Raw genomic sequence first — 14282 nt, forward strand, 5'->3', positions numbered from 1 at the left:
TTATACCAACAGTTTTGTATTTTCTGATTAACTAATAGAGCTGGCTACAACTATTTTATATAGAGCTTATAAGCCAGTTACTACTTATATCTACAATTAACATCATCCTCTTTCAAGTACAGCTTGCAAAACTAATAGCTGACTTATCATAACAAATATTTTTAAATCAGCGCTTATAAAGCGTGACAATACTTTCTTCATTATTCTCGATTGATCCTCTGAATAAGGCTTATAAGCTATGGCAAAAAATAAAAGCAGCTATGTCTGTCAGCATTGCGGTGCGCATTTTGGTAAATGGGCTGGGCAGTGTACGGATTGCGGGGAATGGAACAGTTTAGTCGAAGCTCCAAATATCAGCATGCCTCATCACAATAAGAGCACCGCGAAGCCTAATAACGCACGAGCTGCTACTCGTGGTACCAGTGCGCCAGCTGGTAACTACTCTGGTACTCACAGTGCTGTCATGCCGCTTAATGCAGTAAGTGTGACGCTCGACACACGCCTACCAACTGGTATCAGTGAGTTCGATCGCGTACTGGGTGGTGGGTTAGTGGCGGGTTCCGTAGTGTTAATCGGCGGTGATCCAGGTATTGGTAAATCAACGATCTTGCTGCAAACGGCGACCAATATGGCACGGGCGGATTCACTAGCAGGTAGTGCACTATATGTGACGGGTGAAGAATCACTTGCGCAGGTAGCCATGCGAGCCAAACGTTTAGACTTGCCTGCTGATAGACTGCGTGTACTGGCCGAAACTAACGTAGAAACTATCTGCGCTGCATTAACGCAAGAGCAGCCAGCCATCGCTATTATCGATTCTATTCAGACTATTTATACGGATGCTATCAACTCTGCACCAGGTGGTGTCAGTCAGATTAGGGAGTCTGCAGCGATTTTGACGCGCTATGCTAAGCAAACAGGTACAGCGCTATTTTTAGTAGGGCATGTAACCAAAGAAGGCACGCTAGCAGGTCCGCGAGTATTAGAGCATATGGTTGATACCGTACTTTATTTTGAAGGCCAGTCTGACTCGCGTTTTCGTATGATTCGTGCGGTCAAGAATCGCTTTGGTGCGGTTAATGAGTTGGGTATCTTTGGTATGACTGATATGGGGCTCAAAGAAGTCGCCAATCCATCAGCGATATTTTTAAGTCGTTATGACAAACCTGTTGCTGGATCTGTGGTGATGGTCAGTCGTGAAGGTACAAGGCCATTGTTAGTAGAAGTGCAGGCTTTGGTAGATGATTCACAAGGCTCGCCTAGAAGGATGGCGCTGGGTCTAGATTTCCAACGTTTATCCATGTTACTAGCAGTGATGCATCGCCATGGCGGAATACATACCAGTGGACAAGATGTCTATGTCAACGTCGTTGGTGGCGTTAAAGTCATAGAAACGGGATCTGATTTAGCCGTACTGTTGGCCTGTGCTTCAAGTATTAAAGAGAGAGCGTTACCATCTTCATTAGCCGTATTCGGAGAAGTCGGTCTATCAGGTGAGATACGCCCAGTACCTAATGGACAAGAACGCCTAAAGGAAGCGATGAAACATGGGTTTAAGCATGCCATCATTCCAAAGGCCAATGCACCTGCTAAGGATGCGCCTCAGTTTAAAGGTATCAATGTGATTGCTGTTGAGCGTCTGGATGATGCTATCGAAAGCGCCTTTGAGTTATAAGTTATATAGAATTAGTAGTACTTTGTTTTGAGTAGTTTAGTCGCTACTGTTAGTTTGGAACGATAAATATAGACCATAAAAAAAGCCTAACTAATGATGAGTTAGGCTTTTTTTGCTATATAGGCTAGCAATATTATTGGTCTTTAAAACTGATACCTAAAGTTAAGGTCCTGCAACGCGCTCAATAGCAACGTTACCCACGCCTTTACTCGTAATACCGAGTTTTTTGGCGGCACCATAAGATAAGTCTAATACACGGTTACCATGAAATGGGCCACGATCGTTCACTTTTACCACGACACTTTTACCATTGGTCTTGTTAGTGACTTTGACATAGCAGTTCAATGGTAATGAGCGATGCGCTGCAGTTAAACCGTTCATGTCAAAAGTTTCGCCACTGGCAGTCTTGCGACCATGAAACTTACGACCATACCAAGACGCAAGACCAGTCTGCTTGAACTTACTGACAGAGTTGGAAGCAACAGCTGTTAAGCGCTCTAATACATCTTCATCATTGGTAACTTGTGTCGTATCATTGGCTAACAATGAGCTGCTAAGTGCCAATGAAGTCGGCTGACGGGCTGACTTTACCAAACTTGATGCACCATCATGCTGACGGCTTAGTTCACCAAGTACACGGTCAATGTGGGAGGCGTTATCTTGCGAAATCATAGCAAGTGTGGTCTTTGCTTCTACAGCATTTGCATTGGTAGCGACTGCAGAGCCAGCAAATAACATTGCTGACATTGTAAGTAAACCAGATAAACGCTTGTTCATAAATACCTCTATAACTTATACATCAAAACCTAACTCTAAATATTTTAGATTGAGCATGGCATTAATCTATTATTTTCATATTGATTAATGAGCGGCTCTTATAGATATTAATATATGGTAATTTTTCATTTCATTATCATCAGTATTCAGTACATCTAATAGATAGAGTGACTGACGATACGCTCAAATGATAGTTAGCGATAAGCATTGAATACAAAGTCCAAAATCAGGACTGAGTGACAATGTCACTATATGTCGTATTTACATGATGTGCGATCTACAAACTTCTTTAGAATGCTACGTTAATAAAAGGTTCAGAGGACATCGCGTATCGCTTTGTTATCAAACCGTTAATTAAGTAGTGTATTTGAAAGTCTGGAATCTACAAGATGCTAACTATACGGCTACGCTACAACCTAAATATATTTAAATGCAAAGTTTATTAGTAGCTATGTACGGGTTATGTATCAGAGTACAGTAAAACGAGGTTAACGCAATTTTTTGTAAAAAACAAGGAATAAAATCTTTCTGAACTTATAGGTGGTTAACTAATATCGGAAATTACGTCAATTTTCTAGTAAAAATAATGGGCGCTAAAACGAACAATTATTTCAGATTTGTAACTATTATTATCTATACGAACATAAATTATATGAAGATCATTAAAATAAAAAAGCCATAGCGCTAAGAATAAAACTCTTCTTCGCATTATGGCTCATTGTCTTTTATCAAATCATTAGTAGTACAAAGCAATTTATCTTAATGGTACTACCATGATTATTACAACGACTTACTCGAAAGACGAATTATACAGAAAGTATCCTATCCCAGTTAGCCAGATTTATGTGTATGGATAGACATGAGTAAGCCAAATCCTGCCATCAGAGTCACGATAGCCGTACCACCATAACTAATGAATGGTAGTGGAACACCTACGACAGGCAAAATACCGCCAACCATGCCGACATTGACGAATATATAAACAAAGAAAGACATGGCGATAGCACCAGCTAACAATCTACTATAAACATCAGGATGAGTGAAAGCAATATATAAGGCACGTGATAAAAGGCAGAAATAAATGAACATCAGTAGCATGACACCGAGCAAACCAAACTCTTCGGAGAAGGCGGCAATAATAAAATCAGTATGGCCTTCTGGCAGAAAATGTAGGTGTGATTGCGTGCCTTCCAGATAGCCTTTTCCAGTGAGGCCACCAGAACCAATGGCTGTCTTCGATTGAATAATGTTCCATCCAGCACCTTGCACATCTGCTTCAGGATTAAGGAGTGTCAATACTCGCGTACGCTGATAGTCGTGGAGTAAAAAATTCCAAGCAAATGCTATAAACGGTACAGCCAAAATTACAGCAGCAGAAATCAATCGCCACGAGAGGCCCGCTAAGAAAAGCACAAATATGCCGCTAGCAGCGACCAGTAACGACGTACCAAGATCAGGCTCTTTAGCAATTAATAGCACCGGTACAATGATCAATGCCAAAGTAATAGCAATGCTAGACGCTGACGGTGGCAAATCACGCTTAGACAAAAACCAAGCACACATCATTGGCATGCCCAGCTTCATAAACTCTGAAGGCTGCACACTACCGAACCCCGGCAAATTGATCCAGCGCTGAGCACCCATACGTACTTCACCGATAATATCTACCAATACCAATAATATAAGTCCTAAGACATAAAATATGGGCGTAAAAGTACGATAGAGACTGGGCGGTATCTGCGCCATGGTAAACATTACCGCGAATGCCACTCCATAACTGACCATTTGGCGAATAACCATACCAATATCTTGGCTGGCGGCGCTGTATAGAATCGTCAGACCAATACAACAAACCGTCAATAACAGTAAAGTTAACCATGGGTCGATATGAATACGTTGCCATAGCGTCGGTGCATGACCTTGACCCAAATGATGGCTCTGACGTGAAAAACGATATTGCGGGTTAGAAGACATAGGCAGAATTTGGCTAACAATTGGTGTAGGAGGGAAGTACTAACTAAATTATCTCATTGTAAATAATGATGAGAAGCGTACTTAAAAGTACCGACTTTAATAAAAGTATGCGAGCACGCGATGGCTATATAATTCACAAATAATAATAAAGTCACTCAATTATAAAAGTTGTAAGGATAAGTGTTAATTATCAATATTGGACTTCAAATTAGAAGCGATAGTTTAGCCTGCTTGTTGAAAATTTGATAGTATCGATAAAACGTTTTTAGCGGTAGTTTATTGCAATGATAAAATCAAAAATCCATGCGTATAGGCAAATTTGCCAACCTATTATCACCCTTATCCTATGTGCTGGCAGTGTCAGTGCTCATGCCGTTATCATCAGTGATGATAGTGAACGCCGTATTCAAATACGTCAAAGTAGCAGTACAAGCAATAACAGTAATGCGTATATAACGCCCTCTACTAACAGCTCAAATCAGCGTCCTGGTGTTACCATGTTGAGTGGTGCGAACGCATCAAATAGCGACAGTATGCAAAACTTGATTGTACAAAAACAGCGTGATTTCGAGATTGATGCTAGGTTGTCCATTGAAGAAAACAAACGTGTGAATGTAGTGAGACGCGGTACTACTTATAGTACAGCAAACAACACCTATAATGGTGCTTATAACGATTCTATGAATATGGACTTTAATGCATGGTTAAATAGCAATAGTTATCGTGCCAGACAAATAGCAGAGTATGAGCGTTATCTTAGCGCACGAGTCGGATCACAGAATGTACCGCCATTGTCTCAACTGCTGACGACTGCCCGTAGTTGGAGTAAATGCGGGTATGAGCCTTATCAACTGCCACCTCAAGAACTATGGTCTAACATTGTACCAACATTACGCCTTTATAGTGAGTTGAAAAACCAAGGTATTTTACCACTTAGTAGTGAGATACGTTCGGTATATCGTAACCCAGGTTTGAATGATTGTGCAGGCGGGGCAGACGGTAGTAAGCATATGAATGCAAGTGCTATGGATATCTGGGTACCTGAGTACGAAGACAATTTATGGCGCTTGAGTACCATGCATGATGGCTTATGCCAGTTTTGGCAGTATCAAGGACAGCCTTATAACTTTGGTTTAGGATTATATGCGACGGGAGCTATTCATTTAGATACGGATGGTTATCGTAAGTGGGGGTTCAATCACGCTAGTAGTTCCTCTTCTTGCCGCTATTAATTGACTTATTAAGAATCGAGAATTCAAATGAATATAAAGTTAGCCGAGATAACGCTAGATGTATATTCATTTTTATATATACTATTCCAGTGTTTACTAAAAATAATAATTTTGTAATTATTTGGTAGGATTCATAGGTCAGACGCATGAGTTCATTAAAAATTTGTTTGGTCTTTAAAAACTATGCTTTAATAATATGTGTTATCAATCGCCTTTATATTTTCATGGCTTATAAAGAAAACCACCAAATTTACTTTAAGCGAAAACTATGAAAAATCAGCGCTCGACAATGAAAAACTATCATAAATTAAATAACGAGAAGCAAAGTTTTTTGCACTCGAACTATAAGTATGGCGCTTTGTTTACTTCTGCACTTATGTCGGTATTATTGATTAATGCGTGTAGTACAGAGATGTCCTCTGAAAACAATATGATAGTGACGGATAAAGCTGATAGACATATACAAAGCTCTAAAGAGATAGAAGATAGTATCAAGAACTCTTATGCTCGTTTGGCATCTAAGCGCTCTGATGTCTGTCCAAAATTAATTCAAGAAGAAACAGGTAATCAGGTTATCGAACGTATATCAGAGGTCATGGTAAATGACTACTGTGATTATTTCTTATATCCGCGAGAGGGTCAGCGCCTCAATGTTAAAGTAGATAACCGTCAAATAGAAGCGCTATTAATTGTGCCGACGCTACATAACTTTGCCAATGGTAATTATAAAGTGACGTCTTATGATAAGCATGTTATCCGTTTGAGCTATAACGGGGCTACCCATAAGCCTGAGCATTTTGTCTATGATGTTACGCTAAAAATTTCTGATGCCAAGTATTCTTAATACTAAGCATTCCTAATATTTCACTTCTTATTTAAAGATTATAGCCGTTCAAATATTAATGGACATATTATGAGTAGTATTTTTTACCATTTATAATACGTCCATTGGATTGATAACGCTTATTTCTAATATTGCTTCCTAGCGATTTATTTCTTACTGGTTTTTTCTACCACTTTCTTTTCTTTCCAAGGATCTTCTTGCCCAACCGTAACTATTAAAAAGTTATCAGGCTTTAGCGTATCTCGCATGGTTTGATTGACCTCTGAAAGTGTGACTTGATCAATGCGATTGGTATAGTCAGCTAAGTAATTATTCGGTAATTGGTAAAAATTCATCATTCCAAGTGAGCTATTGATACCTACATTGCTCGCAAATCCCATCGGGAAGCTATTTTTCAGATTATCTGTAGTTAAGCGCATCTCCTCAGTGGTGATACCCTTGTCCAGCGTTTCGTTGATAACCGCTAAGCTTGCATCAATGGCCGCACGCGCCTTATCATTACGTGTCGAAAAACCAATCTGGTAGGGACCTCGAGAGAGCATTGGGTTCATCGATCCTGAGATTCCATAAGTATAGCCAAGGTTTTGTCTCACCTCAGTCATTAGCCGCGCATTAAAGTCACTTCCTGCCATGACTTCATTTCCAACAGCAAAGTTGGTTTGCTGCTGCTGTGCTATTGGGTCGGTTGCTCGTTTGCTACCTAGCTGTCCCATGAGTACAGTGGTTTGAGTGCTTGGGAATGGAATATGAACATGCTGCGCTTTAGTCAGCGGTTTTGGCTCAGGTAAATCAGTGGCAGCTTGGCCAGCAGGTAATTTAGCAGTGATGTCTTCTGCCAGTTTTTTGGCTTGTTTTAATGTCAGGTTGCCGGTCATAGCAACAGATGCGTTTGCTGCTACCAGATATTTGTTTTTAAAGTCTATCAGTTGTTGCTTCTCAATCGTAGGAACGCTTTCTAGCGTGCCGACTGATGGATGCGCGTAAGGGTGAATACCATATAGAGCCTCGTTGAAAGCGATACTTGCTAAGCTATTAGGATCTTGTTTTTGTTGCTGCAGGCCTACCAACAGTCTTGCTTTATTGCGAGCTAGAACTTGCTCGTCAAACGTAGGCTCACTTACCATCTGTGTCATTAAGTCAATGGCTGGCAGAAGATGCTTGTCATCAGATAGGCTACGCAGTGAAACAATAAACATATCTTTATATGCGCTACTGCTTAGATTGATGCCCAACGTTTCCACTGCACGTGTAAATGCGTTCTCATCTAGACTTTTGGAGCCCTGTTCGAGCATCGTCGCTGTCATATTAGCAATACCAAAACCTTCTTTTTTGATACTACCATCACGCGCGCTACCAGCATTAAAACGCAAATCAACATCGACAATTGGCAAGGTGGTCGTTTGTACAAACATAACAGGTACGCCAGACTTGGTCTTAAACTGTTGAATGGTCGGTACGGTGACTTTTAAAGGTTTGTCATCGGCTAAGCTGGTCAGTTTAGATAGAGCAGCAATTGGCGCACTTGCATCGACTGCAGCAGGTGAGCGGTAATCTTCAGAAGCTGTTGTATCAGCTTGAGCAGTAGTAGCCAAGATGCTAAAAGCAAAAATTACGCTAGCACTGAGATAAGATCCCTTTTTAGATGCGATAGTGCTTCTTATAGAGGCTGAAGCAGTTTTAAAAGATTTTGGTTTTGCTTTAGAGTCGTATTTATTCTGAATCATGAGTTTCTTCTTATTAAGAATACGGTGCTATGGCCATTTTTATGAGACGTTTGATAATAGGCAGCGACTATTTCGCTGGGGTTTTACTGTCTTTAGGTGGCACGACATGCATCACCGTCAAGTTGTCTTTGACCAAATATTTTTTGCTGGCAGCCTGAATGTCGGCCACACTGATACCGTCGAGCTTAGCTGGTAACTTAGCAAGCAGTCTGTCATCTAGACCGATAGATTGTAACGAGCCAATCATACGTGCCTGTCCTTCCATGCTGTCTTGCGCATAAATCAAACCAGTAACCGTATTAGTCTTGGCACGACTGATTTCGTCATCGGCAATCGGATCGGTTTTTAACTTTTCTATTTCTGAGGTTATGGCTTGTTGTGCTTGCTCTAAGCTGACGCCTTCACGAGGTGTTGCTTGTATTAAAAACAGCCCATCTCCGCGATCTAACAAGTCGTAAGAAGTACCAACCGTGGTAAGCAGACCTTGCTCACGTATCAGTCGACTCTCTAAGCGTGCAGATAAGCCGCCATCGAGCACATCTTGCGCAAGTGACAGGGCATAAGCTTGTTTTTCATTGTTGGTGCCTGCCGTTGCAAGGCTTGGCACGTTGTAACCCATCAGTAGAACGGGTACTTGTACGGCTTGCTCAGAGTCTACCTTTTGATAACCACGGAAGCCTTTTTGAGTCACAGAAGTACGTTTGGGTAGGTTGCTTTTTTCTAAATCACCAAAGTAACGTTTGACTTGAGTAAGTACTTCTTGTGGTTGCACGTCGCCGACGATGACTAACGTTGCATTATTTGGTGCATACCATGTCTTATACCAGTCTTTTAAATCTGAAAGTTTGATCGATTCTAGCTCGCTCATAGGTCCAATGACAGATTCGCCTTTTGGGCTGTCAGGTAAGGCCAGCAGACGAAATGACTCATACGCTTTGGCAAGGGGATTGTCATCAGTACGTTGGCGACGCTCTTCCATGACCACTTGATGCTCTTTGGCAAATTCTTTGTCATCGAATATAAGGTTTTTCATGCGATCTGCTTCAAGCTCTAACGCTAATGGCATACGATTGGCAGGGAACAGCTCGTAGTATCCAGTATAGTCATAGCTGGTAAAGGCATTGTTGACGCCGCCAAACTTAGCAATTAGCCGCTCATAATCATCACTAGAGACATTGGTCGTGCCCTTAAACATCATGTGCTCAAGCAAGTGAGAGATACCACCTTTATCAAGAGGCTCATCTGCCGAGCCCACTCGGTACCAGATTTGTGTCATAGCGACTGGGGCACGGTGGTCTTCTTTTATAACGACTTTTAGACCGTTTTCTAACTGATATTCATGTCGACCTGACATGTCCATTGTCAACTCAGACGGCTGTGTGTCTTTGCTCGTTTTATTTTCATCTGACATATTTTGAGCCGAGCTATCGGTTGCGATTGAGCTTGTCGCGGTTGCAGAGTTAGTAGGTATCGTATTGGTTTGACATGCAGCAAGTGACGCTGCTACTACTAAGGCACAAGCCATGCGTAATGGCGCAGCTGCTAGAGGTAAAGACAATGACATGGTATGGTCTACTTATATAAAATAATAACTGAAGAATTAAATGCTAATCATAGTAATAAATGGCATTACAAAGAGGTCTGAGCACCAACCATAACACTAGCAGTCGGTCTAAACTCTTGCGTAGTGGTGCAACCTGTCACTAATATAGTCGTCGTTAATAAAACCGCCACACTGATGCTGCTGATTTTTTTGTAGTGCTTAGAGAATAATGACATAACGGATTCCTAATAAGTATTTATCGAATAAGTCTTGGTAGAGTAGGCGAAGTCTGACAAGTAACAGGTCAGAATTTTGTGTCCAAACCTTAAGCAAAACTTTCTCAAATCATCGAGTGATTTTTTAAACAGATAAATTTTGACGATAGTCTAATAGGGTAAGGGCTGAGCATGACTTGAATTATGCTAAAATAGGTCAAAATTAGATGTCATGTCGCTCGTAGCCAGATGACAATATGTAAATCCATTAACAATAAACAAATAATTGATCGTGATAACTTTTAGGGCAAATTTATGAACAACCCAAACAATAGCAACCGCGTAGTCATTAACCTTGATGCTGGTCTTGACGACTTAGATGACGATGATATTACCTTACCCAGTCTACCAGTGCAATCTGTGCCCATTATTGATGAAACAGAGAGTATTGCTCCACAGAAGGACAGTACGGTAAACCAGGACGTCTCTAGCAATGATGCTGCAGAAAATATTGCTTTGGCGACGCCAATTGTCATGACAGAAGAGCATAATGTCCCTAAAGGTAATTCTGAAAGCTTTTCAAGCGCTACAGAGACAGGCGCTACAGGTCAATCAAATGCTGCGTCAACTATTCCCGCTATGCCGCTGCAAGAACAGTTAGGTGATACGCCAAGCGTAAACCCAGTGGCTAACAGCGACGTACAGGCAGATACTGCAAAAGAGCCTGCTACAGAGTCACAAGAGACTGAAGAAAATAAGAAGAAAGGCAGCTGGTTCAACCGTATGAAAACGGGCCTCAGTAAGTCACGCAAAAACTTAGCCGAAGGCATGGTCAGTATCTTAATCGGTGGTAAAGAGATTGATGACGAGCTATTAGAAGAAGTTGAAGATCAGCTATTGGTAGCCGATATTGGCGTCAACGCGACGAACCGTATCATCAAGAGCCTCACCGAGCAGACAGATCGTGGTGACTTGATCTATGCACACTCTCTATATAAAGCATTGCAAAGTGAGTTGGTTGATATCCTTACACCAAAAGTTGAGCCATTGGTGATTGATACTAGCAAAAAGCCGTTTGTTATATTGGTAGTAGGTGTCAATGGCGTAGGGAAAACTACAACGATTGGTAAGCTTGCCAAGCGCCTACAAGGTGAAGGCAAATCAGTCATGCTGGCAGCGGGTGATACGTTCCGTGCGGCAGCTACTGAGCAGCTACAGATTTGGGGCGAGCGCAATCATATTCCAGTGGTAGCCCAAGGTCATGGTTCTGACAGCGCTTCTGTCATTTTTGATGCGATGCAGTCAGCCAAAGCAAAAAATATTGATGTACTCATTGCCGATACTGCGGGACGTCTGCAAAACAAGACACATTTGATGGCAGAGTTGGAGAAAGTCGTACGTGTCATGCGTAAAGCGGATCCAAGTGCCCCGCATGAAGGTATGATTGTGCTGGATGCTGGCACGGGTCAAAATGCTATCAACCAAGTCGAACTGTTTAATAAAGTTGTGCCACTGACAGGTATTACTATTACTAAGCTAGACGGTACTGCTAAAGGTGGTGTGGTATTTAATATTGCCGAAACGACAGATGTGCCTATCCGCTATATCGGTGTGGGTGAGTCGATTGATGACTTGCGTTCTTTTAGTCCGAAGCAATTTGTCGCCGCTTTGTTCGAGACCGACGATAAAGAATAAGAGAGCCAGTTTTAATTGGTAAATCATTTTTAAAAGAATAGGGAAGTAGACGCTATGATAGTTACCACAACCGCCTTTGGGTCACATCGATTAACACTGATTGCTCGTGTCAATGGGCATGGTCAGCCTAAGCTCGTTGAAGCCAACTGGCTGCTGGCAGGTAACTCATGGCATAGCTCAAAATCTGTACCCAAACTTAAAAAGTACTATGGCCTGACAGACGAAGACTTTACTTTTATAGATAAAAATAGCCTAAGCATGAATGAGCCTGCTCAAGCATTATTAATAGAAACGATTTTCCAACTCAAAGATTATGCTGATGGTAAACGTAAGATATTAGATTTGCCTTTAGACTTCTCTATGGGTACTGAGTTTCAGCAAAGAGTATGGCAGGCACTACAAGGTATTGAGTATGGCGAAACCATCAGCTATGCCACGCTCGCGCAGCGTGTCAATAGTCCAAAGGGATTCCGTGCGGTTGCGCAGGCCAATGGCAAAAATCCTTTTAGCATTATCGTGCCTTGTCATCGAGTGATTGCGAGCGACGGCAAGCTTGGTGGTTATACAGGCGGGCTAGATAAAAAAGAGTATTTACTAGCGCTAGAAGGCAGTTGGACATAAAACTGAGTCCAAATCTGTCTTAATAAAAAGGGCCAAATACTTTTAGTATCTGGCCCTTTTTACTGAACAATTAATAAGTTTATGCTTCAAGCTGCGCCATGACGTCAGCAGAGAAGTTCACGTTAGTATAAACTTCTTGCACATCATCAGCATCTTCTAACATATCAATCATCTTCATGATCTTTTCAGCATCATCGATATTGTCGATCTCAGCCGTGGTAGATGGTGACATAGTGACCTCGGCGTTGTCAGAAACAAGACCAGCCGCATTAAGGGCATCTTGGACTTGACCGAAACTTTCCCATTCAGTGATAACGAGCAAGCTTTCGCCATCATTTTCGATATCAACGGCGCCCGCATCTAGTGCAACGAGCATGACTTCATCTTCTAAGCTGACATCGTTGAAAGTGATTTCGCCACGTTTGGTGAATAGATACGCCACTGAGCCTGATGTGCCAAGATTACCATCATTCTTAGTAAAAGCATGACGTACTTCGCTGACCGTACGGTTAAGGTTATCAGTCATGGTTTCGACCAATACAGCCACACCACCAACACCATAACCCTCGTAACTGACTTCTTCCATATTCTCATTATCGCCGCCACCTGTACCACGATCGACAGCACGATTAATCGTGTCGCGCGTCATATTGACGGATAGGGCTTTTTCGATAACGGCACGTAAGCGTGGGTTTTTGTCAGGATCGGGATCGCCTTGTTTGGCAGCTGAAACGATTTCACGAATAATCTTGGTAAATATCTTACCCCTTACTGCATCCTGACGGGCTTTGCGGTGTTTAATATTTGCCCATTTTGAATGGCCTGCCATATAACATCCTTAAGTTCTACATACTATTTTTATGGGTAAAAAGAGTGATCAACAACAACCTTCGATATCTGATTGCCTGATTTTATACTATCATTACTTTGTCTATTTGAGGTAGTAGCGCTACTAGCACGTTAACGATTTGTATGTTGTTGAGAGTGCTTTTTTGCTACACTGTGGCAACTTATAGATTGTATTCACTGTGATAGGTGAGCGATATTATAAACCAGTTTTAGCTATTTTGACCAACTTGCCCTTATCCATCACATTTTAAGTCATTGCGTGCTATCAAGCCATTGATTTTATAAAGTACTGATTCTATGAAGCAACCAACCGCCGAAGCTCTTACACACTTGCGTAACCGTACGCATATCATTATTGAAGGCACAGATACTCGTCTGGGCAAGCTCTTTGATATTGTATTGCTGATTGCAATTTTAGCCAGTGTGGCGGTCGTCATGCTTGATAGTGTGCTATATATGCGTTTGCAGTATGGCACGTTGTTCTTTTATGCAGAGTGGTTTTTTACTATTTTGTTTACTATTGAGTATGCGTTAAGACTGTTTTCAGCACCCAACCGCTTACGCTATGCTTTTAGTTTCTTTGGGATAGTAGATTTACTGTCTGTATTGCCAAGTTATTTGAGCCTAATGTTTGTAGGCGTACAGTATCTACTCGTGATACGGGTATTACGTATTTTACGTGTGTTCCGCGTTCTTAAGCTCAAGGCCTATATGCAACAGGCTGGGTTCTTGGCGTCTGCATTAAAAACCAGTCAGCAGAAAATTACGGTCTTTTTCTTATCGCTTGTATTATTGGTAACCATCTTTGGTTCAATTATTTATGTGGTAGAAGGGCCGGAGAATGGATTTACCAGTATTCCATTGTCTATTTACTGGGCAGTTGTCACGATGACTACGGTTGGCTACGGTGATATGTCACCCAAGACACCGCTTGGGCAAGCAATTGCAACCATGGTCATGATCACAGGTTACTCGATTATTGCGGTACCAACAGGTATTTTCACATCAGAGCTAGCACGTAACATGCGTCCGCAGCTCAACCCGGTGACTTGTCCAAACTGTGGTAAATTCGGCCATGCAGTAGGGGCAGACTTTTGCGATCGTTGTGGACACGCGCTACATATCTAAAAATA

At 41.7% G+C, this 14282-nt stretch carries 11 protein-coding genes and 1 pseudogene; 6 read left to right on the forward strand and 6 right to left on the reverse strand.

The features are described 5' to 3' along the window. Positions 1-238: 238 nt before the first annotated feature. Positions 239-1675, forward strand: coding sequence for a DNA repair protein RadA (radA, locus tag ACQKCG_RS05065; RefSeq protein WP_101205035.1), 1437 nt, complete (start codon positions 239-241; stop codon positions 1673-1675). Positions 1676-1837: 162 nt separating this feature from the next. Here the strand turns inward: radA and ACQKCG_RS05070 are convergent. Next, positions 1838-2179: pseudogene (locus tag ACQKCG_RS05070) on the reverse strand (septal ring lytic transglycosylase RlpA family protein); the annotation flags it as partial. Between the two features lie 1104 nt (positions 2180-3283). After that, positions 3284-4426, reverse strand: a complete 1143-nt coding sequence (gene rodA, locus ACQKCG_RS05075; protein ID WP_057760433.1) for a rod shape-determining protein RodA — start codon at positions 4424-4426, stop codon at positions 3284-3286. A 284-nt stretch (positions 4427-4710) separates the two neighbouring features. Between rodA and ACQKCG_RS05080 the strand changes: the two genes are divergently transcribed. Both ACQKCG_RS05080 and ACQKCG_RS05085 read left to right on the forward strand, forming a co-directional pair. Next, positions 4711-5658: a D-Ala-D-Ala carboxypeptidase family metallohydrolase gene (locus ACQKCG_RS05080; RefSeq protein WP_101205033.1), complete on the forward strand. Its 948-nt coding sequence runs from the start codon at positions 4711-4713 to the stop codon at positions 5656-5658. Between the two features lie 268 nt (positions 5659-5926). Next, positions 5927-6502, forward strand: a complete 576-nt coding sequence (locus ACQKCG_RS05085; RefSeq protein WP_101205032.1) for a hypothetical protein — start codon at positions 5927-5929, stop codon at positions 6500-6502. Positions 6503-6648: 146 nt separating this feature from the next. Here ACQKCG_RS05085 and ACQKCG_RS05090 read toward each other — a convergent pair whose 3' ends face one another. The 3 genes from ACQKCG_RS05090 to ACQKCG_RS05100 form a co-directional block, all read right to left on the reverse strand. After that, positions 6649-8226: a M16 family metallopeptidase gene (locus tag ACQKCG_RS05090; protein WP_101205031.1), complete on the reverse strand. Its 1578-nt coding sequence runs from the start codon at positions 8224-8226 to the stop codon at positions 6649-6651. A gap of 67 nt (positions 8227-8293) precedes the next feature. Continuing rightward, a complete protein-coding gene (locus ACQKCG_RS05095; RefSeq protein ID WP_101205030.1) occupies positions 8294-9790 on the reverse strand; it encodes a M16 family metallopeptidase in 1497 nt (498 codons plus the stop codon). A 65-nt stretch (positions 9791-9855) separates the two neighbouring features. Further along, positions 9856-10005 (reverse strand): hypothetical protein, encoded by a 150-nt coding sequence (locus ACQKCG_RS05100; RefSeq protein ID WP_156410696.1) that lies wholly within the window; start codon positions 10003-10005, stop codon positions 9856-9858. A gap of 762 nt (positions 10006-10767) precedes the next feature. Here ACQKCG_RS05100 and ftsY point away from each other — a divergent pair. Both ftsY and ACQKCG_RS05110 read left to right on the forward strand, forming a co-directional pair. After that, positions 10768-11679 (forward strand): signal recognition particle-docking protein FtsY, encoded by a 912-nt coding sequence (gene ftsY / locus ACQKCG_RS05105; protein ID WP_227526712.1) that lies wholly within the window; start codon positions 10768-10770, stop codon positions 11677-11679. A gap of 54 nt (positions 11680-11733) precedes the next feature. Then, complete coding sequence (locus ACQKCG_RS05110) at positions 11734-12300, forward strand: methylated-DNA--[protein]-cysteine S-methyltransferase (protein ID WP_101205028.1); 567 nt, start codon at positions 11734-11736, stop codon at positions 12298-12300. Between the two features lie 79 nt (positions 12301-12379). Here ACQKCG_RS05110 and ACQKCG_RS05115 read toward each other — a convergent pair whose 3' ends face one another. Beyond that, entirely contained in the window at positions 12380-13129 is a 750-nt protein-coding gene (locus tag ACQKCG_RS05115) for a YebC/PmpR family DNA-binding transcriptional regulator (protein ID WP_101205027.1), read from the reverse strand. Between the two features lie 317 nt (positions 13130-13446). On the opposite strand from ACQKCG_RS05115, the gene ACQKCG_RS05120 reads away from it, so the two are divergent. Further along, entirely contained in the window at positions 13447-14277 is an 831-nt protein-coding gene (locus ACQKCG_RS05120; protein WP_057760421.1) for an ion transporter, read from the forward strand. Positions 14278-14282: the final 5 nt, after the last annotated feature.

The sequence above is a fragment of the Psychrobacter sp. NPDC078929 genome, assembly GCF_050267985.1.
Classification (GTDB): domain Bacteria; phylum Pseudomonadota; class Gammaproteobacteria; order Pseudomonadales; family Moraxellaceae; genus Psychrobacter.

What these genes read in the sequence shown, in the direction of transcription:
- ACQKCG_RS05080 (WP_101205033.1), top strand. Translation starts at nt 4,711, where the DNA reads ATGATAAAATCAAAAATCCATGCGTATAGGCAAATTTGCCAACCTATT.
- ACQKCG_RS05095 (WP_101205030.1), bottom strand. Translation starts at nt 9,790, where the DNA reads ATGTCATTGTCTTTACCTCTAGCAGCTGCGCCATTACGCATGGCTTGT.
- rodA (WP_057760433.1), bottom strand. Translation starts at nt 4,426, where the DNA reads ATGTCTTCTAACCCGCAATATCGTTTTTCACGTCAGAGCCATCATTTG.
- ACQKCG_RS05120 (WP_057760421.1), top strand. Translation starts at nt 13,447, where the DNA reads ATGAAGCAACCAACCGCCGAAGCTCTTACACACTTGCGTAACCGTACG.
- ACQKCG_RS05110 (WP_101205028.1), top strand. Translation starts at nt 11,734, where the DNA reads ATGATAGTTACCACAACCGCCTTTGGGTCACATCGATTAACACTGATT.
- ftsY (WP_227526712.1), top strand. Translation starts at nt 10,768, where the DNA reads ATGAAAACGGGCCTCAGTAAGTCACGCAAAAACTTAGCCGAAGGCATG.
- ACQKCG_RS05090 (WP_101205031.1), bottom strand. Translation starts at nt 8,226, where the DNA reads ATGATTCAGAATAAATACGACTCTAAAGCAAAACCAAAATCTTTTAAA.
- ACQKCG_RS05115 (WP_101205027.1), bottom strand. Translation starts at nt 13,129, where the DNA reads ATGGCAGGCCATTCAAAATGGGCAAATATTAAACACCGCAAAGCCCGT.
- ACQKCG_RS05100 (WP_156410696.1), bottom strand. Translation starts at nt 10,005, where the DNA reads ATGTCATTATTCTCTAAGCACTACAAAAAAATCAGCAGCATCAGTGTG.
- ACQKCG_RS05085 (WP_101205032.1), top strand. Translation starts at nt 5,927, where the DNA reads ATGAAAAATCAGCGCTCGACAATGAAAAACTATCATAAATTAAATAAC.
- radA (WP_101205035.1), top strand. Translation starts at nt 239, where the DNA reads ATGGCAAAAAATAAAAGCAGCTATGTCTGTCAGCATTGCGGTGCGCAT.